We start from the raw sequence: 22,522 nt of genomic DNA on the forward strand, positions 1-22,522 counted from the left end.
TCAGCCTCCCATCCGGAAGGATGCCGCCACCAGTAGAATGAGGATTTCGCCGCTCTGTTCGAACGCGCCGAGGATGTCGCCGGTTTGCCCGCCGATCTGGCGGATGGCAAGTCGCGCCAGCATCAGGCCGGCGAGGGAGAGCAGGATCAGGCTGACGAGCGCCTTGCCCGGTCCGAGCGTAAGGGCGAGCGCGAACGTTCCAACAGCGATGGCGATGGCAATGCTGCGGCCCGGCGGAGATCCCGCACTTGCCGACAAGCCGTCAGTTCGTGCGGGGGTGACCAGCGACATGAAGGCGGGCACGCCCGCGCGGGCAGCGATGTGCGCAGCGCACAGTGCGAGCATGACTGCCCACGGATTGACGATCGCCGCGAGCGCGCTCCAGCGCAGGCCGAACGACAGGATCAGCGCGCAGACGCCATAGGTCCCGATCCGGCTGTCGCGCATGATCTCGAGCTTGCGCTCGCGGGTGCGGCCGCCGCCGAGCCCGTCGGCAGTATCGGCGAAGCCGTCCTCATGCAGCGCGCCAGTGACGAGCGCGGTCGTGGCCAGCGCGAGCAGGGCGGCAAGGTTCGGTGTCAGTCCGAACCGGCTGGCGATTGCATAAACCAAACCGCCGGTAAGCCCGACCGCCAGCCCCGCAACGGGAAGCGCCCAGGTCGCGCGCGCGATGGCCCCGTCGCCGGCTGGCTTCGACGATGCCACCGGCAGGATCGTGACAAAGGACACGGCGATCCTGAGATCGGCGATGATGTCCCGCAGAAGCTCGGCGCGCGGCGTCATTTCAGATTCATCGGCAGGCCGGCGACGACGAACTCGACCTCGTCGGCCAACGCCGCGATGGTCTGGTTCATGATCCCTGCGGCATCGCGAAAGCTGCGCGCCAACGCGTTGTCGGGCACGATACCAAGGCCGACTTCATTGGTGACGAAGACGACGGGGCTCTTGAGGCGGGGCAAGGCGGTCGCGAGCTCGCTCACCTCGCGCTCCCAGTCGCGCTGCGCATGCATGAGGTTGGAGAGCCACAGCGTCAGGCAGTCGACCAGCCTTGCGCCGCCGCCGTCGGTTGCGACGAGCGCGGGCACGAGATCGAGCGGTACTTCGCGTTCCATCCAGTCGGTTCCGCGGCGCGCGCGATGCTTGGCGATGCGCGCCTCCATTTCCGCATCGAGAGCCTCGGCCGTTGCGACATAGACCGGCTGCCCGGGAAAGGAGCGCGTGCGCATTTCCGCACGCTTGCTCTTGCCCGACCGTGCTCCGCCGGTGATCAAAATGACGGCCATAAAGTCTCCTGTCGGCCAGCACTAATCACCAAACTTGGGCAAAGACAAAGCCGAAATCCGCCAGCCGGGGGCTTGCGCTCCGGCCGGGGTTTGCGCAACAGGGGCGGGACAGGAGGCGTGCGTGGGTTTTGCCGGTGCGATGGTCGTGGCGATGGCGGTGGATGCCCTGTTGGGCTGGCCGTCGTGGTTGTTCGCGCGGATCGGCCATCCCGTCACTTGGCTGGGCCGGCTGATCTCTGCCATCGACAGCGCCTGGAATCGCGCGTCCGATCCGCCGGCGCTTCGCCGGGCCGCGGGCATTGCCGGCGCACTCGTCGTGATCGCGCTCGCCGTCGCGCTCGGTTGGGCGCTTCAGTCCTTGCTTCCCTTGGGCTGGATCCAGATCGTGCTGGTTGGCGTCCTGGCCTGGCCGCTGGTCGCCTTGCGCTCGTTGCACGACCACGTTGCTGCCGTCGCTAACCCGATGCGGGCCGGTGACATCGCCGCCGCACGCGACGCGGTCTCGCGCATCGTCGGCCGCGATCCCCTGGTGCTCGATGAGGCCGGCATCGCGCGCGCGGCGATCGAGAGCCTCGCCGAGAATGCATCCGACGGCATTGTGGCACCGGTGTTCTGGGGCGCGCTGTTCGGTCTGCCCGGCATCTTGGGCTACAAGGCGATCAACACGCTGGACTCCATGATCGGTCATCGCAACGAACGGCACGAAGCCTTCGGCTGGGCGGCGGCGCGCATCGACGATGTCGCCAATTTCATTCCGGCGCGGCTGACCGGATTTCTGTTCGTGCTGCTTGCGCCACAGCGATCCGAGGCGTTGTCTTGCATGATGCGGGATGCACGCCGTCATCGCTCGCCGAATGCCGGCTGGCCGGAAGCGGCCATGGCCGGCGCGCTTGGTGTGCGGCTCAGCGGTCCGCGCATCTATCACGGCAGCACCACGAACGAGCCATGGCTGAATGAAGGTGCGCGCGATCCGCTCGCCGCCGACATCGGCGCGGGGCTGATGGTTTACCGCCGCGCCATGCTGCTGCTCGCCGGAATCCTTGCGATCCTGGTCTTCGCGTGAAAGAACAGCGCATGCGCGAGCACGGTGGAAATCTCGATCTGGCCCAGCAGCGTTTCGGCGGTCGCGCCGAGGACTGGATCGATCTGTCGACGGGGATCAACCGCCTGCCTTATCCCGTGGGCGAGGTGAGCTCGCGCGCATGGAATGCCTTACCGTCGCGATTCGAGATCGAGGCGCTGCATCAGGCGGCGCGGCACGCTTACCGCACCAGCGCGGCGGTCGTTGCGCTTGGCGGCGCACAGGCCGCAATTCAATTGCTGCCGCAACTCGCACCACCCGGCTGCGCGCGCATCCTCGCGCCGACGTACAACGAATATGCCGGGGTGCTCTCGGCTGCGGGCTGGAAGGTGGAAGAGGTCAGCGCGCTCGACGCACTGGCCGGCGCGGACCTCGCCATTGTCGTCAATCCCAATAATCCCGACGGCCGGTGCCATCCGTCAAAGGATTTGCTGGAACTGCTGCCGAGCGTCGGCCGTCTCGCCATCGACGAGAGTTTTGCCGATATGGACCCGCAACTGTCGCTCGCGCCGGAAGCAGATCGGCCGGGGCTGCTGATCCTGCGCTCCTTCGGAAAGTTCTATGGCCTTGCCGGCCTGCGACTTGGCTTCGCGCTCGGCAATTCGTCCGATATTGCCAGGCTCGCGGCGATGTCGGGGCCGTGGCCGGTCTCGGGAGCGGCGATCGCGATTGGCTGCCGCGCTCTGCGTGACGATGCCTGGGCGGAAGCCACGTCCGCGCGGCTCGCGCGTGACTGCGTTCGCCTCGACGCCATGATGCAGTCGCAACGCTGGACGCTCGTTGGCGGGACGCCGCTGTTTCGTCTCTACGAGACACCCGACGCGCTCGCCGCGCAAGAGACGCTGGCGCGTCGCCAGATCTGGTCACGCGTGTTCGCGCGAGAGCCGACATGGCTACGCCTCGGGCTTCCGGGCAGCGAATCCGAATGGACGCGTCTGGCCGAGGCTCTAGCGGGCTAGCGCGAGCAGGCCGTCGACGTCGAGATGTTGCTCGATGTGATCGGCGAGGGCATCGAGCACACTCTCGACCCTGGCGTGATACGGCTCGTCGCCTGCGGGAATGTCGAGCTTTGCCAAAAACGCCTTGCGGAAATCATCCGACCTGAAAAGGCCGTGCAGATAACTGCCTTGCACACGTCCGTCGCGCGAGATCGCGCCTTCCGGTTCACCATTCAGCTTTGCGAATGGCCGCGCGCGGTCGGGCCCGTCGGTGCGGCCGATATGGATTTCGTAGGCTTCGATCGGCTGATCCGTCGCGGCATGCACGGCCGCGATGCGCGTCAGCGTCTTCTCCGAGCTCATCACAGTTTCTACGTCCAGAAGTCCGAGACCGGGTGTGTCGCCCGCGGAGCCCTCGATCCCATCGGGATCAGTGACGCTGCGTCCGAGCATCTGATAGCCGCCGCAGAGGCCGAGCACATGGCCGCCTCTGCGGTAATGCGCCAGGAGATCAATGTCCCAGCCCTGCGCGCGCAGGAAGGCGAGGTCGCCACGGGTGGACTTCGAGCCGGGAATGATGACGAGCCTGACGTCGCCGGGAATGGCTTCGCCCGGCCGCACCATCACGAGATCGACGCCAGGCTCGAGTTTTAGCGGATCGAGATCGTCGAAATTGGCGATCCGCGACAGCGCGAGACATGCGATCTTGCATTGCCCCGGCTTGCGCGCATCGCTCAGGCCCAGCGCATCCTCGGCCGGCAGCTCGCCGGCGCGCGTGAACCAGGGCAGCACGCCGAAGCCGCGCCATGATGTTTTCTGCTCGATCAGCTTGTAGCCGTCGTCGAACAGCGTGGGATCGCCGCGGAACTTGTTGATGACAAAACCCTGGATCATCGCGGCATCGTCCGGGTCGATCACCGTCTTGATGCCGACGAGTTGCGCGATGACCCCGCCGCGGTCGATGTCGCCGACCAGTACCACCGGCACATCGGCCTTGCGCGCAAAGCCCATATTGGCGATGTCGGCCTCGCGTAAGTTCACCTCGGCCGGACTGCCGGCGCCTTCGACCAGCACGAGATCGGCGCGCACCTTCAGCCGCCCAAAGCTCTCCAGCACGGCGCCCATCAATGACGGCTTCATCGCCGCATATTCACGCGCGCGCGCGGTCGCGATGCGTTTCCCCTGCACGATCACCTGCACGCCGACATCGGTCTCGGGCTTCAGCAACACCGGGTTCATGTCGGTGTGCGGCTCGACGCCGGCGGCGAGCGCCTGGAGCGCCTGGGCGCGGCCGATCTCGCCGCCGTCGACGGTCACGGCCGCATTGTTCGACATGTTCTGCGGCTTGAACGGGAGCACGCGCAGGCCGCGTCGCGTGAAGGCGCGCGCGAGGCCGGCGACGATGAGCGACTTGCCCACGTCCGAGCCGGCCCCCTGGATCATCAATGCGCGCGCCATCGCGTCGTGCTCAGAACTCGACGCCGGCTTGCGCCTTGATGCCGGAGCGGAAGGGATGCTTGACCAGCGTCATCTCGGTGACGAGATCGGCGATCTCGATCAGCTCGTCCTTGGCGTTGCGTCCCGTGAGCACGACATGCGTCATCGGCGGCTTCTGCGTCGCCAGAAAATCGACGACCTCGGCGATGTCGAGATAGTCGTAGCGCAGCGCGATGTTGATCTCGTCGAGCACGACCATGCGCAGGTTGTGGTCGAGAATCAGCTCCTTGGCCTTCTCCCAGCCGGCGCGCGCGGCGGCGATGTCGCGGGCGCGGTCCTGCGTCTCCCAGGTGAAGCCTTCGCCCATGGCGTGGAACTGGCAGAGGTCGCCGAAATGGCCGGTGAGCATGCGGCGTTCGCCGGTATCCCAGGCACCCTTGATGAACTGCACGACCGCGCAGGGGAAGCCGTGGGCGACGCAACGGACGATCATGCCGAAGGCGGAGGAGGACTTGCCCTTGCCGGCGCCGGTGTGGACGATGATGAGGCCCTTTTCACCGCTCTTGGTCGCCATGATCTTGTCGCGTGCGACCTTCTTCTTCGCCATTTTCGAGGCGTGGCGTGCGTCGGTCTCGTCGACCGTTTGGGTATCCGGTTCAGGCGTCATCGGACGGGGTCCTTCGGCTTGACAAGAGGCGGCCGGGGGCAAATGGTGGCCCGGCGTTGGTTCCTGTCCTACGACAGGCGAAGAGGGAATGCGATAGGGTCCGAATCGGCAAGATTTGGTTCCAAAATGCAGCCGCCCCCGCGACCGTGACCGGAGAGATGCCCGAAGCCACTGACCCCTTGGGGATCGGGAAGGCGGGGATCGAAGGGGAAACCCTGCTTCGGAAGCCGGGAGACCTGCCAGCGCGGACGAGTTTTGGACCGGCGGACGGGGTGTTCCGCGACGGGGAAGCGGGCCTTCGCAAGAATGGTTCGTGCGCCTCTTCGCTTCCCGCTATTTATTCTGGAAGAGGCGATGACCGTCACACTTCACGTCTGCATCACCTGCCGTGCCGGGGAGACGCTCGGCGAGGGCGAGGCGACACCCGGCAAGCGCCTGCATGGTGCGATCCTTGATGCCGGCGTGCCCGACGGCGTCAATGTAGTTCCCGTCGAATGCCTGTCTGCATGCAGCCAGGGCTGCTCGGTCGCGCTCAGCGCGCCCGGCCGCTGGTCTTATGTCTATGGTCGCCTGTCGGATGCGAATGCGCCCGACGTGGTCGCGGGCGCCGCCGCTTATGCCGCCGCGCCCGACGGCCTCGTGCCCTGGCGCAGCCGTCCCGAGATCTTCCGCAAGCAATCGCTTGCCCGCATTCCCCCCATGGCCGTCGTGCCGGAGGCCGCCGAATGAATTCGCTCGCAAAAGTCCCGGTCACGGTGGTCACGGGATTTCTCGGCTCCGGCAAGACCACGCTGATCCAGCATCTGCTCGCCAACGCCAACGGAAAGAAGCTTGCGGTGCTCGTCAACGAGTTCGGCAGCCAGGGCGTTGACGGCGAGATCCTGAAATCCTGTGCCGATGCCAATTGCCCGGAAGAGAACATCATCGAGCTCGCCAATGGCTGCATCTGCTGCACCGTCGCCGACGATTTCATTCCGACCATGGAGAAGTTGCTGTCGCGGCCGGTAAGGCCCGATCACATCCTGATCGAAACCTCGGGCCTGGCGCTGCCAAAGCCGTTGCTGAAGGCATTTGACTGGCCGGAGATCCGTTCGCGCATCACGGTCGACGGCGTAATCGCGCTGGCCGATGCCGAAGCTGTCGCCGCTGGTCGCTTCGCGCCCGACCCGATTGCTGTCGAAGCGCAGCGCGCGGCGGACAAAAATCTCGATCACGAGACGCCGCTGTCGGAGGTGTTCGAGGACCAGATCGCCTGCGCGGACATCGTGCTGCTGACCAAGGCGGATCTTGCGGGCGCGGCAGGCCTCGAAGCGGCCAAGGCGGCGATCACCGCCGAGATGCCGCGCCGCGTGCCGATGTTGCCGGTGACCGATGGCGCGATCGACGCGCGCCTCATTCTCGGTGTCGGCGCTGCCGCCGAGAACGATCTTGCTGCGCGTCCTTCGCATCACGACGGCGAGGAAGAGCACGAGCACGATGATTTTGCTTCGGTCGGTGATCGATCTTCCTGAAGTCACCGATGTCGATGCGCTGGTCGCGTCGGTCCAGCGTCTCGCGCGCGAGCAGAACGTGCTGCGCGCCAAGGGTTACATCGCGGTTGCGGGCAAGCCGATGCGCCTGCTGCTGCAAGCGGTCGGTGAACGCGTCCGCCACCAGTTCGACAAGCCCTGGGGCGCTGGTCACAGGCAGTCAAAGCTCGTCGTGATCGGCGAGCACGGAAATATTGATGAAGCCGCGATCAAGGCGGGACTCGGTATCTGATGCACGTCGTCTTCCGCGAGAGCCGCGGTCTCGAGGAGGCCGCGACGCCAAGGGACATCGGCCAGGACCCGGCCGATCTCGTGGTGCTCTCGTATTCGGATTCCGATCTTGCGGCGTTCACGGCCGGCTGGCGCCGCGGCTGCGACACTCTGCCGTCGCTGCGGCTCGTCAATCTCGCAGAGCTCCGTCATCCGCTTTCGGTCGACACCTATATCGAGCGTACGTTGTCGCGGGCGCGCGGCATTCTGGTGCGTCTGATCGGCGGTGAGTCCTATTGGGCGTATGGGCTCGCGGCTCTGCAGCAACTGGCTAGGGATCGCGGCATCGTCCTGGCCGTGCTGCCGGCCGACGGCCGCGACGACACGCGGCTGGACGCATATTCGACCTTGCCGGTCTCGACGCTGCGGCGGCTCAAGGTGCTCTGCGACACCGGCGGCCCCGTCGCGGCGCAAGCGGCGATCGCGCAACTCGCGCTGGCCTCCGGTCTCTATGCCGGTCCGGTTATCGGCGAGATGAACGTTCCCGAGATGGGTTTTTACGACCCCGCGCGCGGCGTCATTGCGGCGCCGACTGACGGCGAGGGCAAGCCGCGCGCGCTGGTGACGTTCTATCGCTCCTATCTCACCGCCGCGGACACCGGCCCGGTCAATGCCCTGATTGCCGCGCTGCGCGAGAAGGGATTTGATGCGCATGGCGTGTTCGTCACCTCGCTGAAGGCTGCGGGCATCTCGGATTGGCTTAGGGGGTATTTCGCGAAGAATCCTCCGGCTGCGATCGTTAATGCGACGGCGTTCTCGGCGGTGGGCGAGGACGGCACGACGCCGTTCGATGCTGCATCCTGTCCGGTGTTCCAGGTCGCGCTCTCATCGGTGCGGCGCGAGGACTGGACCGAGTCGCTGCGTGGTCTGTCGCCCGGCGATCTCGCGATGCATGTGGTGCTGCCGGAGGTCGACGGCCGTCTGTTCGCGGGCGTGGTGAGCTTCAAATCGGCCGCGATGCGCGATCCCGATCTGCAATTCTCGCATCTTGCGCATCGCGCGGATGAAGAGCGCGTGAACGCCGTCGCCGCGCGCGTTGCAGCCTGGCGGCGCCTTGCCGAGAAGCCGGCTGCCGACAAGCGGTTGGCGCTCGTGCTCTCGAACTATCCGGGTCGTCCGCACCAGATCGCGCATGCGGTCGGTCTCGATGCGCTTGCTTCGGTCGAAGCGTTGCTGTCCGACCTCGCAGAGGCCGGCTTCGATGTCGCGCTGGTCCATGGACTCGGCGAAACGCTGCTCAAGCAGACCTTGAGCTGGAGCATCACCGACTACCGCGCCGCGCTCTCGCGCCTTCCGCAAGTCTTGCAGGATGATCTCGCGCAAGCCTGGGGCGCGCCGGAGGATGATCCAAGCTGCCGCGACGGCGCGTTCCACTTCGCTGCGATCCGTTGCGGCCGGTCGATCATCGCGGTTCAGCCGGAGCGTGGCGATGCGACCACGCGCGATTCCGACTATCACGATCTCGCCCGCACGCCACGCCACGCCTATGTCGCGTTCTATCTCTGGCTGCGGGGGCAGGGCTGTGATGCCGTCGTGCACATGGGCGCGCATGGCACGCTGGAATGGCTGCCCGGAAAATCCGTGGCGCTGTCGCAGACGTGCTGGCCGGAAGCCCTGATCGGCGATTTGCCCGTCATCTATCCCTTCATCGTCAACGATCCCGGCGAGGCCGCGCAGGCCAAGCGGCGTTTGGGTGCCGTCACGATCGGCCATCTGCCGCCACCACTTGCAGCATCAGCGGTGCCGGACGGGTTGCGCAGGCTCGAACAGCTTCTCGATGAATATTCGACTGCCGATGGCCTCGATCCCGCCCGCCGCCAACGCTTGATCGCCGCGATCCGTGACGAGGCACGCGCGGCTGGCCTCGAAGACGATCTTGGTCTCGATGCTGCGGCCGCACCGGCCGAAGCGATCCCGCGGATCGACCGCTTCGTCTGCGACCTCAAGGAAAGCCAGTTCGGCGACGGCCTGCATGTGTTCGGCCGCGGCGCCTGTGGCGGCGCGGAGCGAGACGCTTTGCGGGCCGCGCTTGCAGGACAGCGTGTCGCGCCGGGGCCGTCGGGCTCACCCTATCGCGGGCGTCAGGACGTGCTGCCCACCGGACGCAATCTCTTTGCTGTCGATCCGCGCGCGGTGCCGACGCCGTCGGCGCATGCCCAAGGCATCAAGCTCGCGGAAGAATTGCTACGCCGTCATCTGCAGGATCACGGCGACTGGCCGAAGGGCCTTGTCGTCGATCTCTGGGGTTCGGCGACGATGCGTACCGCGGGCGAAGAGTTTGCCATGGCGCTGCATCTGGCCGGCCTCGCACCGCGCTGGGATCACGCTTCCGGCCGTGTGACCGGCTACGACATCATCGCGCCTGCCGAGCTTGACCGGCCCCGCATCGACGTCACGCTGCGTGTCTCGGGCCTGTTTCGCGATGTCTTCTCAGGCCTTGCGCAATTGTTCGAGGCGGCAGCCGAGGCGCTGTCGGCCCGCGAGGACGAGGGCGACGAAAATCCATATCGGCACCGCACGTCGCGCGTGTTCGCGCCGCGTCCCGGACAATACGGCGTCGGCCTCTCGGCGATCCCGGACGCCTTCACGCCCGAGACGCGCGAAGCCGCCGGCGAAGCGTGGCTGTCGGCATCGTCGTGGGCGTTCTCCGCCGATGGCGAGATCAGGCCCGATCGCGCCGGTATCGAGAAGCGGCTCGCATCCGCCGATGTTTTTGTTCACGTGCAGGACTTGCCGGAAACCGATCTTCTGCTCGCGGCCGACTATGCCGCCCATGAAGCCGGCATTGCGGCGGCCGCAGCGCATCTCGGCGCGGCGGGACCATCGCTCTATCATCTCGACACGACGCGGCCCGAGCAGCCGCATGCGCGTACGCTGACCGAGGAGATTTCCCGTGTTGTCCGCGCGCGCGCGGCCAACCCGACCTGGATCGCCGGCATGATGCGCCACGGTTTTCGCGGAGCGGCCGAGATCACCGCAACGCTCGAGCACATGGCGGCCTTCGCGCATCTGGCCGGCGCCGTGCCGCCGCATCTGTTCGACCTCTACTACGATTCGACGCTCGGCACCGACGACGTCCGGGCCTTCATGGCGCGCGAAAATCCGGCGGCGCTGGCGGCGATGGAGACGTGTTTCACGCGCCTGCATGAGGCCTCGCTCTGGCGAACGCGCCGCAATTCGATCGCGGCTGCGCTGCGGGAGGCGTCATGAACGCTTCCGTGGTCAAGGGCTGGTGTCCCGGCGCGCTGCGCCCGATGCAATCGGGCGACGGGCTCGTGGTTCGTGTGCGTCCGTTCGGCGGACGGCTCGATGCCGCACAAATCTCCGGACTGGCCCGTCTCGCCGAACGCCATGGCAACGGCCTGATCGACGTGACCAGTCGGGCCAATCTCCAGATCAGGGGCGTCAGCGACACCAGCCACAGGCTGCTGCTCGACGGCCTTTCGGAATTGGCGCTGCTCGACCCCGACGCTGACACCGAATCCCGTCGCAACATTCTTGTGACGCCGTTCTGGCGTGCCGGAGACACGACACAATCGCTCGCCGCCGAGCTTGAGGAGGCGCTCGCTGGCAGCAAGCTCGAACTTCCAACCAAGTTCGGCTTCGCCATCGATGACGGCAGCTCACGCGTGCTTGCGGGCGATTCCGCGGACGTACGAATCGAACGCGATCGAACCGGCGGACTGCTGGTGCGGGCCGATGGCGACAAACTCGGCCGCTCCGTCGCGCGCGGCGAAGCCGTGACCACCGCGCTCGCGCTCGCCAACTGGTTCGTGATCTCAGGCGGCGCCAGGGGCGGGCGAGGGCGGATGGCGGCGCATCTGGCCGCCGGTGCGACCCTGCCGGCGGCATTGCTCGGCGATGCCGAGCCGGCGCCGATCATGGCCGCGGCGCGTCCCGGCCTCTATTCGCAAGGTGCGATGGTCGGCGTCGCCTTCGGACAGATGGCGCATGCGACGCTCGACCAGTTCGCCGGTTTCGGACATGCGCTGCGCATGACGCCGTGGCGGATGGTTTTGAGCGAAGGCAAGCGGGTGATGCCGAACGCGACTGGCCTGATCACCGAGGCCTACGATCCTGCGCTACGCGTGATAGCCTGCAGCGGCGCGCCACGCTGTCGCGAGGCGCATGCCGATACCCGCGGTCTGGCCGCGGCCCTGGCTCCGAACATCGGCGCGGCCGCACGGCTCCACGTCTCTGGTTGCGCCAAGGGCTGCGCCCATTCTGGTGCCGCCGCCATCACTCTGGTCGCGACCGGCGCAGGCTTCGATCTCGTGCGCGGTGGGTCGACACGCGATGAGCCCATCCTGCGGGGGCTGAGCCGCGACGATATCGTCAGAGATCCCTCAATCCTGATGGGGGGGCACTGATGCCGCACTCGTACGAGACCGACGGCGCGGCGATTTACCGACAATCCTTTGCGGCCATCCGGGCCGAAGCCGATCTTGCGCGCTTCACGCCGGACGAGGAGCAGGCGGTGGTGCGGATGATCCATGCCGCCGGCATGGTTGGCCTGGAGGCGCATATCCGCTTCACGCCCGGCATGGCGACAGCCGCGCGCGCGGCCTTGCAGAAGGGCGCACCGATCCTGTGCGACGCGCGCATGGTCTCCGAAGGAATTACGCGCGCGCGGCTTCCCGCGGCCAATGCTGTCATCTGCACGTTGGGCGACGAGACCGTTCCCGCGCTCGCGCAATCCATGCGCAACACCCGCTCGGCTGCGGCTCTCGAATTGTGGCGCCCGCATCTCGATGGCGCGATCGTGGCGATCGGCAACGCGCCGACCGCATTGTTTCATCTGCTCAACATGCTGGAGCACCGCGACTGTCCCCGGCCAGCGGCGATTATCGGCTGTCCCGTAGGCTTCGTCGGCGCCGCCGAATCCAAGGCTGCGCTGATGGCCGAACCGCCGGTGCCGGCGCTCACGGTCGAGGGCCGCCTCGGCGGTTCCGCGATCACGGTCGCCGCCGTGAACGCGCTGGCGAGCCGGAGCGAATAGCGATGGGACGCATCATTTGCTGCGGCCTCGGCCCCGGTGATCCCGATCTGATGAGCGTGCGCGCCGACCGCACGGTGCGCGGCGCGAAACACGTTGCCTATTTCCGCAAGAAGGGCCGGCCCGGCCAGGCGCGCCGCATCGTCGAGGGCATGCTGGCTACCGACGTCACCGAATATCCCATGGAATATCCTGTTACGATCGAGATCGCCTTCGACACGCCTGAATACGTCCAGCTGCTTTCCGGTTTCTACGACGAATGGGCGGAACGCCTGGCGCGGCTGGCGCGCGGGGTCGGTGTCGTCGTGCTCTGCGAGGGCGATCCTTACTTCTACGGCTCCTTCATGCATCTGCACACGCGCCTGCAAGCGCGTGTCGAGATCGAGGTGATCGCGGGCATTCCCGGCATGGTCGGTTGCTGGAATGGCGTCGGACAGCCGATCGCGCTCGGCGACGACGTGACGACGGTGCTGATGGGCACGCTCGCCGAGGACGAGCTTGCACGCCGCATGCGCGATTCCGATGCACTTGTGATCATGAAGACCGGGCGCAATCTCGCAAAGGTGCGCCGCGCGCTCGCTGCCGCCGGGCGGCTGGACGATGCCTGGTTGGTCGAGCGCGGCACCATGCCGGGCGAGCGCGTGGTGCGGCTCGCGGAGATCGATGCCGCCGACTGTCCCTATTTTGCGATCGTGCTCGTGCACGGCAAGGGCCGGCAATTGGACGCCGCCGAATGACGGGCACCCTGACCATCGCGGGCCTCGGGCCGGGCAGCGATGCGCTGGTCACGCCCGAGGTCTCCTCCGCGCTTGCCGCCGCGACCGACATTCTGGGCTATGCGCCCTATGTCGCGCGGGTGCCGCCGCGGCCGGGGCTCAAGCTGCATCCGTCGGACAATCGCGAAGAGCTGCAGCGTGCGAGCGAGGCCTTGCGGCTCGCCGCCGAAGGCGGCCAGGTCGTCGTCGTATCCTCCGGCGATCCCGGCGTCTTCGCGATGGCGTCTGCCGTATTCGAGGCGCTCGAACAGGCGCCGCAATGGCAGGAGCTGCCGATCCGCGTGCTGCCCGGCATCACCGCGATGCTGGCGGCCGCCGCGCGCGCCGGTGCGCCGCTCGGCCATGATTTCTGCGCGATCAACCTCTCGGACAATCTTAAGCCGTGGGCGGTGATCGAGAAGCGCCTGCGGCTCGCGGCGGATGCCGACTTTGCCATTGCGATGTATAATCCGCGCTCGGCGAGCCGGCCGGAAGGATTTGGCCGTGCGCTTGCGGTGCTGAAGGAGGCCGGCTGCGGCGGGCGTCTCGTGATCTTCGCGCGCGCGATCAGCGCCGCCGATGAAAAGATCGAGACCGTCACGCTGAACGAGGCGACGCCTGAAATGGCCGACATGCGCACGCTGGTGATCGTCGGTAATTCGCAGACCCGCCGCGTCGGCCGCTGGGTCTATGCGCCGAGGCAGGTGCGATGACCGAGCCACTGCATGATCTCCGCCACGCTCTCGACCCGCAATCGTTCGGGCAGTTCCGGTCGCGAGATCATGATGACTGGCAGGCCGAGTCTGCGGGCGGCGTCGATCTTGGCGCGCGCGCCGTCGCCGCCGGAATTGCGGGCGACGATCCGGGTGATACCTCGCGCGCGCATCATTTCCAGCTCGCCCTCAAGCGTGAACGGCCCGCGCGACACGATGACGTCCGCGGCGAAGGGCAGCGGCGCTTCGGGCGGATCAACGAATCTCAGCGTATAGGCGTGCTGCGGCTTGGCCGCGAATGGCGCGATGTGCTGGCGGCCGATAGCGAGGAACATGTTTGCCGGCGCGTCCGGCAGCGCGGCGACTGCAGCGTTGACATCTGCGACCTCGATCCAGTTGTCGCCGGGAATTTTGGTCCATGGCGCACGCTCAAGAGCGATCAGCGGCGTTCCGGTTTCCGCGCACGCCTCAACCGCGTTGCGGCTCATCTCGGCCGCGAAGGGGTGCGTCGCATCGATCACATGCGTGATGTCTTCACGGCGAATGTAGTCAGCAAGTCCGCTGACGCCGCCAAAACCGCCGATCCGGGTCGGCAGCGGCTGATTGGCAGGTGCACGGGTGCGGCCGCCATAGGAATAGACGGCGTCGATGCCTGCGCGCGCGATCTCCGCCGCGAGCAGGTTTGCGTCGGCCGTTCCGCCCAGAATGAGGGCGCGCGTCATGGCTGATCCCTGGCTGACCATTATCGGTATCGGCGAAGATGGCCTTGCCGGGCTGTCCGAAGCAAGCCGAAAGGCGCTCGATAATGCCGAAACTGTCTTTGGCGGTGAACGGCACCTTGCACTTGCCGGCGTGACCGGGCGCGGCCGTCCATGGCCGGTGCCGTTCGATGCAGATGTCGTGCTGAGCCGCCGCGGCCGCCCGACGGCGGTGCTCGCCTCCGGCGATCCGTTCTGGTACGGCGCTGGCGCGGGCCTCGCCGAGAAGCTGGACGCCGGCGAGTGGATTGCGCATTCCGCGCCGTCGACCTTCTCGCTCGCCGCCGCGCGACTGGGCTGGCGCCTCGAAGCAATTGCCTGTCTCGGTCTCCACGCCGCGTCATTCGAGCGCCTCGTGCCGCATCTGGCGCGAGGTGCGCGCATCATTTGCCTCGTACGCGACGGCAAGGCGGCCGGCGATCTCGCGAAATGGCTGACGGCGCGCGGTTGGGGTGCCTCGTCATTCTGGACGCTCGCCGCGCTCGGCGGGCCGCGCGAAGATATCAACGAGCATCGCGCCGATAGTTTTGCGGGTGATCTTGCCGAGAGCCTGGTTGCAGTGGCCGTTGAGGCGGCGGGCATGCAGGGCCTTCCTCGCAGCTCGGGACTACCAGACGATCTCTTCGTCCATGACGGCCAGATCACCAAGCGTCCGGTCCGGGCGCTCGCGCTTTCGGCGCTGGCGCCGCGTCCCGGTGAACGGCTGTGGGACATCGGCGCCGGTTCGGGCTCGATCTCGGTTGAGTGGGCGCTGTGCGGCGGTACGGTGATCGCGGTCGAGGCGCGCGAGGATCGTGCCGCGAACATTCGCAACAATGCGGCGGCGTTCGGGTTGGCACATCGGATCACAGTCATCACGGGAAAGGCGCCCGAAGCTCTGGTTGCGCTGGAAGTGCCGGATGCCGTCTTCATCGGCGGCGGTCTCGACGTCGCGATGTTCGACGCCGCCTGGTCGCGCCTCGTGCCCGGAACGCGGCTCGTTGCGCATGCGGTGACGCTGGAGACGGAAGCGCTGCTCGGTGAGCTGCACCAGCGCCACGGCGGCGAATTGATGCGGGTCGAGATTGCGCACGCCACTCCGCTCGGCCGCTACCGGTCCTGGGAGGCCGTGCGGCCCGTGGTGCAATGGAGCGCGGTCCGATGAAGGTCGCCGGGCTCGGATTCAAAAAGGATGTCACGCTGGCGTCGCTGCGTGAGGCGCTGCTGGCGGCCGGCGGTTCCGAAGGCCTCGCGGCTATCGCGACTGTGAGTGACAAAGCCGAGGCAGAAGCCCTCAAGCAGCTTGCGCACGAATGCGGCGTGCCGATCAAGGCGATCGCCGCCGAAATGCTGGCCGGCATCGATACGCCGACACAGTCAGAACTCGTAGCGGAAAAGTTCGGAACGGGATCGGTCGCCGAGGCCGCAGCGCTCGCGGCAGCTGGACCTCGCGCGCGACTGATCGCGACGCGGGTGGTCTCGCAGGATCGCACCGCGACTGCGGCAATCGCGGAAGGAGACGGCACGTGACGCTGCATTTCATCGGCGCCGGACCGGGCGCTCCCGATTTGCTGACACTGCGCGGACGCGATCTGATCGCCACGTGCCCGGTCTGCCTCTATGCCGGCTCGCTGGTGCCGGAGGGCGTGCTGGCGCATTGCCCGCCTGGCGCGCGCATCGTCAACACCGCGCCGCTGTCGCTCGACGAAATCGTCGCGGAGATCGCCGCCGCGCATGCCGACGGCAAGGACATCGCGCGGCTGCATTCGGGCGACCTCTCGATCTGGTCGGCGATGGGTGAGCAGCTCCGCCGCCTGCGCGCGCTCGACATTCCCTACACCGTGACGCCGGGCGTGCCTTCCTTCTCGGCCGCCGCGGCTGCGCTGGAGGCCGAGCTGACGCTGCCCGGCCTTGCCCAGACCGTGGTTTTGACGCGCACCCCGGGCCGCGCCAGCGCGATGCCCGAAGGCGAGAAGCTCGCCGCGTTCGCCGCCACACCGGCGCGGTGCTCGCGATCCATTTGTCGATCCATTTGCTCGACAAGATCGTCGCCGAGCTGACGCCGCATTACGGCGCGGATTGCCCGGTCGCGATCGTCTGGCGTGCGAGCTGGCCCGACCAGCGCATCGTCCGCGCCACGCTCGCGACACTCGACGCAGCTGTTGGCGGCGAGATGGAGCGCACCGCATTGATCCTGGTCGGCAAGACGCTGGGCTCGGCGGATTTTTCCGAGAGCCGCCTTTATGCTGCCGACTATGACCGCCGCTATCGCCCCGTGGGCGCAGAGCCGCGCTTTCCGGAGGAATCGTGATGGCGGCAGGGCTCGTCATCTCCGCGCCGGCCTCCGGCGTCGGCAAGACGACGCTGACGCTGGCGCTCGCTCGCGCCTGGCGCAATAGCGGATTGCGGGTGCAGTGCTTCAAGAGCGGCCCCGACTATATCGACCCCGCGTTTCATGCCGCCGCTACGGGACGCGCCTCCGTCAATGTCGACAGCTGGGCGATGGATCGCGGGACGATCTCGCATCTCGTCAGCCGCGGCACTGACGCCGATGTCGTGCTGGCCGAAGGCTCGATGGGCCTGTTCGACGGCGTCGCCGCGCGGGGCGTCTGCGGTACCGGGGCGACCGCCGACATTGCAGAGATGCTGGACTGGCCGGTGCTGCTGGTGATCGATCCCTCGGGACAGGCACAGACGGCGGCAGCCATCGCCGCAGGCCTTCGCGACTATCGTCCTGGCGTGCGCCTTGCAGGCGTCGTGCTCAATCGCGTTGCCAGCCCGCGCCATGAAGCCCTCGTGCGGCGTGCGCTGCTGGATGCCGGCATTGCCGTGTTCGGCGCGCTGCCGCGCCATGCCGAGATCAGCCTGCCGAAGCGGCATCTCGGACTGGTGCAGGCCGAGGAGCAAGCGGAGATCGGCAAGCTGATCGACGAGGCCGCGCGCTTCGTCGCCGAGCATGTCGATCTCGATGCGGTGCTGCAATCGGCTGCCAGCTGGTCGCCGCAACCTGCCGCAGGCGGCGTAAACGTGACGCCGCCCGGCCAGCGCATTGCGCTTGCCCGTGACGCTGCGTTCTCCTTCGTCTATCCGCATATGCTGGAAGCGTGGCGCGCGGCGGGTGCGGAGATATCGACATTCTCGCCGCTGGCTGACGAAGGTCCTGATCCGGGCGCCGATGTGTGCTGGCTGCCCGGCGGTTATCCTGAGCTCCAAGCCGGGAAGATCGCCGGCAATGCGCGCTTCCGCAGCGGATTACGCGCCTTCGCAGCGACGCGGCCGGTGCACGGCGAATGCGGAGGCTATATGGTGCTGGGTACCGCTTTGACCGACGCCGACGGTATCCGCCACGAGATGACGGGCTTGCTCGGCCTGGAGACGAGCTTTGCCAAACGCCGCATGCATCTGGGCTATCGCTTGGCAGAACTCACAGCGCCGATGCCGGGTCATCAGGCGGGTGCACGCCTGCGTGGCCATGAATTCCACTATTCGACGATCCTCGCGCAGCCCGACACGCCGCTGGCGGTCGTGCACGACGCGACAGGTGCGGTCATCACCGAGACCGGCTCGCGGCGGGGACAAGCCACCGGCACGTTCTTTCATCTGATCGCGGAGGACCGGTGAGCGGTTTTGTCTCCTTCGTCTCCGCCGGCCCCGGCGATCCCGAGCTCCTCACGCTCAAGGGTGCCGCGCGGCTGCGCGAGGCCGACGTCGTGCTCTATGATGATCTTGCTTCGGGCGCGATCCTCGATCTGGCCCGTCCCGGCGCCAATCTCGTCGCGGTGGGAAAGCGGGCAAGGCGGCCCTCGACCAAGCAGCACCACGTTAACCGCCTCCTAGTCGACTACGCCGCAACCGGTGTGCGCGTAGTTCGCCTGAAGTCGGGCGATGCCGGTATCTTTGGCCGGCTCGAGGAGGAGCTCGAGACGCTGCGCGATGCGGGCATCGGCTATGAGATCATTCCGGGCGTCACCACGGCCTGCGTCGCTGCGGCCCAGGCCGGGATTCCCCTGACCCGGCGCCATACCTCGCGCCGGGTGCAGTTCATCACCGGCGCGGACGTCACGGGCGAGCTGCCGCCAGACCTCAACTGGGCGGCGCTGGCCGATCCGGAGGCGACGACCGTGGTCTATATGGGCCGCCGCACGTTTCCGGTGCTTGTCCCAAAATTGATCGAGCACGGGCTCTCCCCAACCACGCCGGCCTTGTTCGCCGAATCCCTCGGCCGTCCCGATGAACGATTGGTCCGCACCACCATTTCGGAGCTTGCCGAGCAGCTTGCGCGGGGCGGGGCGGCCTCCACGGCGGCCGTGATCCTGTTCGGCGCGCTGGCGGGGGAATATCCGTCATGACGGCCTCGGCCGCCCTTCGCCCCTTGACGCCCGGCTTGCGAAAGAGGCACACAGGAGAGGCATGGTGCTCGACGCGGCGCAAAGCGCCGGAGCATAATCGGGAATGGGGATGGGCGGACCCAGTTGCGGCGCCCAAAACCCCAGCCGCCCCCGCGACTGTAAGCGGTGAGGGACTTCGATCAGCCACTGGGCCGCAAGGTTCGGGAAGGCCGGAGACTCCCAGTGAACCGCGAGCCAGGAGACCGGCCCTGCACGTTTTTAGGCCACGGCCGTCGGGTGTGACGGCAAGAAGGATCTGAGCCATGCATATCGAACCCGGACTAGTCTCGGACGCCAAGCTGGTGTTGAGTTACGCAACCGGCATCGCCGTCGGCGGCGTTGCGTTGAAGCTCGCGGTCGAGACCGTGCGCGAGCAGGGCATCGCGTCGTTCGCGGCGCGGACGCTCGCCACCACGGGCCTCGTGTTCGTCTTCTTCGAGATCCTGCCGCACTTCCCGGTCGGCGTCTCCGAAGTGCACTTCATCCTCGGCTCGACCCTGTTCCTGCTGTTCGGTGCTGCGCCAGCGGCCTTCGGCCTCGCCTTCGGCCTGCTGTTCCAGGGCATCTTCTTCGAGCCGCCCGACCTGCCGCAATATGGCATGAACGTCACCACGCTGTTGGTGCCGCTGTTCGCGATCCAGGCGATGGGCACGCGGATCATTTCGCGCAACACCGCTTATGTCGATCTGAAGTACCGCCAGGCACTGGCGCTTTCGACGACGTATCAGTTCGGCGTCATCGCCTGGGTGGCGTTCTGGGCGCTCTATGGCTCCGGCTTCGGTGCGGCCAACCTCGCCAACATCGCGACGTTCGCGGCGTCCTACGCGCTGGTCGTCGTGATCGAGCCGCTCGCCGATCTCGGCGTGCTGGCGCTGGCAAAGTCGCTGCGTGGTATCACCGCGCCCGGCCTCGTCACCCCGCGTTTGCACAACGCTGCCTGAGAGACAAGCGAATGGGCGGCCGTCGTGGCCGCCCTTCGCAGCCTCGATGTTCACGCTCTCCCTGATAGGCATCGGTTGCGGCAATCCCGAGCAGCTGACGCGCGCCGCGATCTCTGCGATCAACGCGGCCGATCTCGTCCTGATCCCGCGCAAGGGGACCGCAAAATCCGATCTGGCCGATCTCAGGCGGACGATCTGCGCGGATGTGCTCACCAGCGACACGAGGCGCATCGCCGAGTTCGATCTTCCCGTGCGCGATGCGGCTGAAGCGGACTACCGCAAGGGCGTGGACGATTGGCACGATGCCGTGGCCGCGACCTGGTCGCAGGCCATCGCAGATCATCTCGAAGCTGACGGCAAGGTCGCGCTGCTGATCTGGGGCGATCCATCGCTTTATGATTCTTCGCTGCGCATTGCGCGGCGGCTCAATCCCTTGCCTGAGATCGAGGTCGTGCCCGGCATCACCTCGATCCAGGCGCTGTGCGCGGCGCATGCGCTACCGCTCAATGATATCGGCGAGCCATTCCTGGTGACGACGGGCCGCCGCTTGCGCGATGGCGGCTGGCCGCAAGGTGTCGATACCGTGGTGGTGATGCTCGACGGCGGCACGGCGTTCCAGTCGCTCGATCCGGAAGGGCTTCACATCTGGTGGGGCGCCTATCTCGGCATGCCGGATCAGGTCATCATGTCCGGCGTGCTGGCCGAGATCGGCCCGCGTATCGTCGCCGTGCGGCAAGAGGCGCGCGAGCGGCATGGCTGGATCATGGACAGTTACATCCTCAAGCGCAGGCCGTAAGGCAAGCGAGGCAGCATGCTCCCCGAATGGGTCTACCAACAGTGCCCCGATATCTCGGCGGTCCATCGCGAGGCGGCGGTCGCGCGGCAGGCACAATTGACGAAACCGACCGGCGCGCTCGGCCGGCTCGAGCAGCTCGCGATCGAGCTTGCGGGCCTGCAAGCAACTGAGCAGCCGCGCGCAGCGCGGGTGCCGATCATCATCTTCGCCGGCGATCACGGCATTGTCGCGCAGGGCGTCTCGGCCTATCCGCAACAAGTGACCATCGCGATGCTGGCGAATTTTGCCTCCGGCGGCGCCGCGATCTCGGTGCTTGCACGTGAACTGGGATCAAACCTGGAGGTCGTCGACGCCGGCACGCTGGCGCAGCAGGAGATGGCGGGAATCGTTACCGACAAGCCGCGTAGCGGCACGCGGGATTTCAGCGTCGAAGCTGCGCTCACCCCCGCGGAGCTGGCGTTTGCCTTCGAAGCCGGTCAGCGCGCAGTTGCTCGCGTCGCGGCCAGCAAGCCCGATCTCCTGATCTTCGGCGAGATGGGCATCGGTAATACCACGACATCGGCGGCGATTGCGGCGAGCCTGCTCGGCATGAGTGCCGAGGAGATCGCGGGCAGCGGAACCGGCGTCGACGCGGCCGGCCGTGCGCACAAGGCGCGGGTGATCGACGCTGCGATTGCACACCATGGCGTTGCGGGCGCTTCGCCCGAGAAAATCTTGTGCGCCGTCGGCGGCCTCGAAATCGCGGCCATCTGCGGCGCCGTCATTGCGGCTGCGCAGCGCCGCATCCCTGTGCTGCTCGACGGCTTCATCGTGTCGGTGGCGGCGCTGGCGGCGACGCGGCTCACCCCCTCTTGCCAGCCATTCGTGTTGTCATCGCATCGATCGGCGGAGCAGGGGCACCGGCTGGTGCTGCGTGCGCTGAACGTGCAACCGCTGATCAGCCTCGATCTCAGGCTCGGCGAAGGATCGGGCGCGGCCATCGCGCTGCCATTGGTGCGATCTGCCTGCGCGCTCCACAACGACATGGCGACCTTTGCGCAGGCCAATGTGCCGGATCGTCCGGCCTGATCAAAGCATCCGCTGGTTGACGGAGACGACGCGCCAGCCGGTCGTGAGCCGGTCGATCCGGGTCAGCGACAGCGGATCGATGACGAAGCGCAGGGCCGACTGTGGCGTCAGATCCAGCGCGATGCACAGCGCCGCGCGGATGGTGCCGGAATGCACGACGAGCGTGGCCGATCCGGCTCCGATCCGCGAGAGCCCCAGCCGGACGCGCGTGACCTGATCCTCAAAGCATTCGCCGCCCGGCGGCCGTCCGTGCGCCGGATCGTTCCAGAACTGCGCATAGGCGTCCCCTCCGGTCGCTGCGAGATCGTCATGCCGACGACCGGTCCAGGCACCGAAATCCTGCTCGCTGAATTCGCCCACCAACTCGGGTTCTAGCCCCAGCGCGCGGGCCGTCTCGACCGTGCGCCGCGACGGGCTCGCAAAGCTCGTGGCGTTCTGCGGCAGACGCTGCCGCAGCGCCTCCAGCGCCACCCGATCACCGAGATCGGCCGGCGCATCGGCTCCATGGATCGTCCCGGCGATCCCGTCGACGGGCGCATGCCGTATCAGCCAAAGGAAGGTCTCGCCTTCCATGCTTATCTCCAAGGAAGTTGGTCGTTGTGGCAATAACGCCTGCTGGCACATTGACTCTGTCTGGATCGTAATCCTAGATGCTCGTGACGGTTTCCCCGAGAGGGGATGAAAAGGGAATGCGGTGCGGGGATTTTGTCCCCAATGCCGTGGCTGCCCCCGCAACTGTAAGCGGCGAATCTTGCGTCACGAGCCACTGGGTATCTCGGTCCCGGGAAGGCGATGCAAGGTAGTGACCCGCGAGCCAGGAGACCTGCCGTCAGCCGTGGTCACACGCGAGATGTCGGTCGGGGAGTACAGACATTCGGCTTCATCGGAAGGCTGACAAGCCAAGGTGAGACCTCGTTCGCTGT

Annotated in this window: 21 protein-coding genes, 2 pseudogenes and 3 riboswitches; of the genes and pseudogenes, 17 read left to right on the forward strand and 6 right to left on the reverse strand. The window is 67.0% G+C overall.

Annotated elements, in window-relative coordinates; all coding sequences use genetic code 11:
- Together cobS and cobU are read right to left on the reverse strand one after the other, a co-directional pair.
- On the reverse strand, positions 1-783 hold the full coding sequence (cobS, locus tag ACVWYI_RS15590) for an adenosylcobinamide-GDP ribazoletransferase (protein ID WP_456662521.1): 783 nt from the start codon (positions 781-783) through the stop codon (positions 1-3).
- Positions 780-1,283, reverse strand: a complete 504-nt coding sequence (gene cobU / locus ACVWYI_RS15595; protein ID WP_456662522.1) for a bifunctional adenosylcobinamide kinase/adenosylcobinamide-phosphate guanylyltransferase — start codon at positions 1,281-1,283, stop codon at positions 780-782. The genes cobS and cobU overlap by 4 nt, the downstream gene beginning before the upstream one ends.
- A 121-nt stretch (positions 1,284-1,404) precedes the next feature.
- Here cobU and cbiB point away from each other — a divergent pair, with 121 nt between their 5' ends.
- Both cbiB and cobD read left to right on the forward strand, forming a co-directional pair.
- A complete protein-coding gene (cbiB, locus tag ACVWYI_RS15600) occupies positions 1,405-2,346 on the forward strand; it encodes an adenosylcobinamide-phosphate synthase CbiB (protein WP_456662523.1) in 942 nt (313 codons plus the stop codon).
- Between the two features lie 11 nt (positions 2,347-2,357).
- Positions 2,358-3,323: a threonine-phosphate decarboxylase CobD gene (gene cobD, locus ACVWYI_RS15605; RefSeq protein WP_456662524.1), complete on the forward strand. Its 966-nt coding sequence runs from the start codon at positions 2,358-2,360 to the stop codon at positions 3,321-3,323.
- Here the strand turns inward: cobD and ACVWYI_RS15610 are convergent.
- Together ACVWYI_RS15610 and cobO are read right to left on the reverse strand one after the other, a co-directional pair.
- Entirely contained in the window at positions 3,312-4,760 is a 1,449-nt protein-coding gene (locus ACVWYI_RS15610; protein ID WP_456662525.1) for a cobyric acid synthase, read from the reverse strand. The two genes, cobD and ACVWYI_RS15610, sit on opposite strands and share 12 nt — an antisense overlap.
- Positions 4,761-4,770: 10 nt before the next feature.
- Entirely contained in the window at positions 4,771-5,406 is a 636-nt protein-coding gene (gene cobO, locus ACVWYI_RS15615; protein WP_354105825.1) for a cob(I)yrinic acid a,c-diamide adenosyltransferase, read from the reverse strand.
- 40 nt (positions 5,407-5,446) lie between these two features.
- Positions 5,447-5,664: riboswitch (cobalamin riboswitch) on the forward strand.
- A 96-nt stretch (positions 5,665-5,760) separates the two neighbouring features.
- On the opposite strand from cobO, the gene ACVWYI_RS15620 reads away from it, so the two are divergent.
- The 7 genes and pseudogenes from ACVWYI_RS15620 (at position 5,761) to cobJ (ending at position 13,669) form a co-directional block, all read left to right on the forward strand.
- The gene (locus ACVWYI_RS15620; protein WP_247350160.1) at positions 5,761-6,135 is read left to right on the forward strand and encodes a DUF1636 family protein; all 375 of its coding nucleotides are present in this window, start codon (positions 5,761-5,763) and stop codon (positions 6,133-6,135) included.
- A pseudogene (cobW, locus tag ACVWYI_RS15625) lies at positions 6,132-7,167 on the forward strand (cobalamin biosynthesis protein CobW). Before ACVWYI_RS15620 ends, cobW begins: the two are co-directional and overlap by 4 nt.
- Positions 7,167-10,415: a cobaltochelatase subunit CobN gene (gene cobN, locus ACVWYI_RS15630; RefSeq protein WP_456662526.1), complete on the forward strand. Its 3,249-nt coding sequence runs from the start codon at positions 7,167-7,169 to the stop codon at positions 10,413-10,415. Before cobW ends, cobN begins: the two are co-directional and overlap by 1 nt.
- Positions 10,412-11,575, forward strand: coding sequence for a precorrin-3B synthase (gene cobG / locus ACVWYI_RS15635; protein ID WP_456662527.1), 1,164 nt, complete (start codon positions 10,412-10,414; stop codon positions 11,573-11,575). The genes cobN and cobG overlap by 4 nt, the downstream gene beginning before the upstream one ends.
- Complete coding sequence (locus ACVWYI_RS15640) at positions 11,575-12,204, forward strand: precorrin-8X methylmutase (protein ID WP_456662528.1); 630 nt, start codon at positions 11,575-11,577, stop codon at positions 12,202-12,204. Before cobG ends, ACVWYI_RS15640 begins: the two co-directional genes overlap by 1 nt.
- A 2-nt stretch (positions 12,205-12,206) precedes the next feature.
- On the forward strand, positions 12,207-12,938 hold the full coding sequence (locus ACVWYI_RS15645) for a precorrin-2 C(20)-methyltransferase (protein WP_456662529.1): 732 nt from the start codon (positions 12,207-12,209) through the stop codon (positions 12,936-12,938).
- Positions 12,935-13,669, forward strand: a complete 735-nt coding sequence (gene cobJ / locus ACVWYI_RS15650; RefSeq protein WP_456662530.1) for a precorrin-3B C(17)-methyltransferase — start codon at positions 12,935-12,937, stop codon at positions 13,667-13,669. Before ACVWYI_RS15645 ends, cobJ begins: the two co-directional genes overlap by 4 nt.
- Here the strand turns inward: cobJ and ACVWYI_RS15655 are convergent.
- Positions 13,645-14,391 carry a cobalt-precorrin-6A reductase gene (locus ACVWYI_RS15655; protein WP_456662531.1) on the reverse strand — a complete coding sequence of 249 codons (747 nt, stop codon included), beginning with the start codon at positions 14,389-14,391 and terminating at the stop codon, positions 13,645-13,647. The genes cobJ and ACVWYI_RS15655 overlap by 25 nt on opposite strands.
- Here ACVWYI_RS15655 and cbiT point away from each other — a divergent pair.
- From cbiT to cobT, 8 genes and pseudogenes are all read left to right on the forward strand, one after another.
- Positions 14,390-15,571, forward strand: coding sequence for a precorrin-6Y C5,15-methyltransferase (decarboxylating) subunit CbiT (gene cbiT, locus ACVWYI_RS15660; protein ID WP_456662532.1), 1,182 nt, complete (start codon positions 14,390-14,392; stop codon positions 15,569-15,571). The genes ACVWYI_RS15655 and cbiT overlap by 2 nt on opposite strands.
- Positions 15,568-15,936 carry a cobalamin biosynthesis protein gene (locus ACVWYI_RS15665; protein ID WP_456664530.1) on the forward strand — a complete coding sequence of 123 codons (369 nt, stop codon included), beginning with the start codon at positions 15,568-15,570 and terminating at the stop codon, positions 15,934-15,936. Before cbiT ends, ACVWYI_RS15665 begins: the two co-directional genes overlap by 4 nt.
- Positions 15,933-16,717 (forward strand): annotated as a pseudogene (gene cobM / locus ACVWYI_RS15670) (precorrin-4 C(11)-methyltransferase). Before ACVWYI_RS15665 ends, cobM begins: the two are co-directional and overlap by 4 nt.
- Entirely contained in the window at positions 16,717-18,027 is a 1,311-nt protein-coding gene (locus tag ACVWYI_RS15675; RefSeq protein ID WP_456662533.1) for a cobyrinate a,c-diamide synthase, read from the forward strand. Before cobM ends, ACVWYI_RS15675 begins: the two are co-directional and overlap by 1 nt.
- Positions 18,024-18,755 (forward strand): uroporphyrinogen-III C-methyltransferase, encoded by a 732-nt coding sequence (gene cobA, locus ACVWYI_RS15680; RefSeq protein ID WP_456662534.1) that lies wholly within the window; start codon positions 18,024-18,026, stop codon positions 18,753-18,755. The genes ACVWYI_RS15675 and cobA overlap by 4 nt, the downstream gene beginning before the upstream one ends.
- A gap of 45 nt (positions 18,756-18,800) precedes the next feature.
- Positions 18,801-19,020, forward strand: a riboswitch (cobalamin riboswitch).
- 37 nt (positions 19,021-19,057) lie between these two features.
- Positions 19,058-19,735: an energy-coupling factor ABC transporter permease gene (locus ACVWYI_RS15685; RefSeq protein WP_456662535.1), complete on the forward strand. Its 678-nt coding sequence runs from the start codon at positions 19,058-19,060 to the stop codon at positions 19,733-19,735.
- A 46-nt stretch (positions 19,736-19,781) separates the two neighbouring features.
- Positions 19,782-20,531 (forward strand): precorrin-6A synthase (deacetylating), encoded by a 750-nt coding sequence (gene cobF, locus ACVWYI_RS15690; RefSeq protein WP_456662536.1) that lies wholly within the window; start codon positions 19,782-19,784, stop codon positions 20,529-20,531.
- Between the two features lie 15 nt (positions 20,532-20,546).
- Positions 20,547-21,599 (forward strand): nicotinate-nucleotide--dimethylbenzimidazole phosphoribosyltransferase, encoded by a 1,053-nt coding sequence (cobT, locus tag ACVWYI_RS15695; protein ID WP_456662537.1) that lies wholly within the window; start codon positions 20,547-20,549, stop codon positions 21,597-21,599.
- Here cobT and ACVWYI_RS15700 read toward each other — a convergent pair whose 3' ends face one another.
- Positions 21,600-22,172, reverse strand: coding sequence for a histidine phosphatase family protein (locus ACVWYI_RS15700; protein ID WP_456662538.1), 573 nt, complete (start codon positions 22,170-22,172; stop codon positions 21,600-21,602).
- A gap of 70 nt (positions 22,173-22,242) precedes the next feature.
- Positions 22,243-22,444, forward strand: a riboswitch (cobalamin riboswitch).
- Positions 22,445-22,522 lie beyond the last annotated feature (78 nt).

The organism is Bradyrhizobium sp. LB13.1 (genome assembly GCF_054056815.1).

Bases quoted from the DNA above. Each gene is read 5' to 3' on its own strand.
- cobS (WP_456662521.1), bottom strand. From the start codon at position 783: ATGACGCCGCGCGCCGAGCTTCTGCGGGACATCATCGCCGATCTCAGG.
- cobU (WP_456662522.1), bottom strand. From the start codon at position 1,283: ATGGCCGTCATTTTGATCACCGGCGGAGCACGGTCGGGCAAGAGCAAG.
- cobD (WP_456662524.1), top strand. From the start codon at position 2,358: ATGCGCGAGCACGGTGGAAATCTCGATCTGGCCCAGCAGCGTTTCGGC.
- ACVWYI_RS15610 (WP_456662525.1), bottom strand. From the start codon at position 4,760: ATGGCGCGCGCATTGATGATCCAGGGGGCCGGCTCGGACGTGGGCAAG.
- cobO (WP_354105825.1), bottom strand. From the start codon at position 5,406: ATGACGCCTGAACCGGATACCCAAACGGTCGACGAGACCGACGCACGC.
- ACVWYI_RS15620 (WP_247350160.1), top strand. From the start codon at position 5,761: ATGACCGTCACACTTCACGTCTGCATCACCTGCCGTGCCGGGGAGACG.
- cobN (WP_456662526.1), top strand. From the start codon at position 7,167: ATGCACGTCGTCTTCCGCGAGAGCCGCGGTCTCGAGGAGGCCGCGACG.
- cobG (WP_456662527.1), top strand. From the start codon at position 10,412: ATGAACGCTTCCGTGGTCAAGGGCTGGTGTCCCGGCGCGCTGCGCCCG.
- ACVWYI_RS15640 (WP_456662528.1), top strand. From the start codon at position 11,575: ATGCCGCACTCGTACGAGACCGACGGCGCGGCGATTTACCGACAATCC.
- ACVWYI_RS15645 (WP_456662529.1), top strand. From the start codon at position 12,207: ATGGGACGCATCATTTGCTGCGGCCTCGGCCCCGGTGATCCCGATCTG.
- cobJ (WP_456662530.1), top strand. From the start codon at position 12,935: ATGACGGGCACCCTGACCATCGCGGGCCTCGGGCCGGGCAGCGATGCG.
- cbiT (WP_456662532.1), top strand. From the start codon at position 14,390: ATGGCTGATCCCTGGCTGACCATTATCGGTATCGGCGAAGATGGCCTT.
- ACVWYI_RS15655 (WP_456662531.1), bottom strand. From the start codon at position 14,391: ATGACGCGCGCCCTCATTCTGGGCGGAACGGCCGACGCAAACCTGCTC.
- ACVWYI_RS15665 (WP_456664530.1), top strand. From the start codon at position 15,568: ATGAAGGTCGCCGGGCTCGGATTCAAAAAGGATGTCACGCTGGCGTCG.
- ACVWYI_RS15675 (WP_456662533.1), top strand. From the start codon at position 16,717: ATGGCGGCAGGGCTCGTCATCTCCGCGCCGGCCTCCGGCGTCGGCAAG.
- ACVWYI_RS15685 (WP_456662535.1), top strand. From the start codon at position 19,058: ATGCATATCGAACCCGGACTAGTCTCGGACGCCAAGCTGGTGTTGAGT.
- cobF (WP_456662536.1), top strand. From the start codon at position 19,782: ATGTTCACGCTCTCCCTGATAGGCATCGGTTGCGGCAATCCCGAGCAG.
- cobT (WP_456662537.1), top strand. From the start codon at position 20,547: ATGCTCCCCGAATGGGTCTACCAACAGTGCCCCGATATCTCGGCGGTC.
- ACVWYI_RS15700 (WP_456662538.1), bottom strand. From the start codon at position 22,172: ATGGAAGGCGAGACCTTCCTTTGGCTGATACGGCATGCGCCCGTCGAC.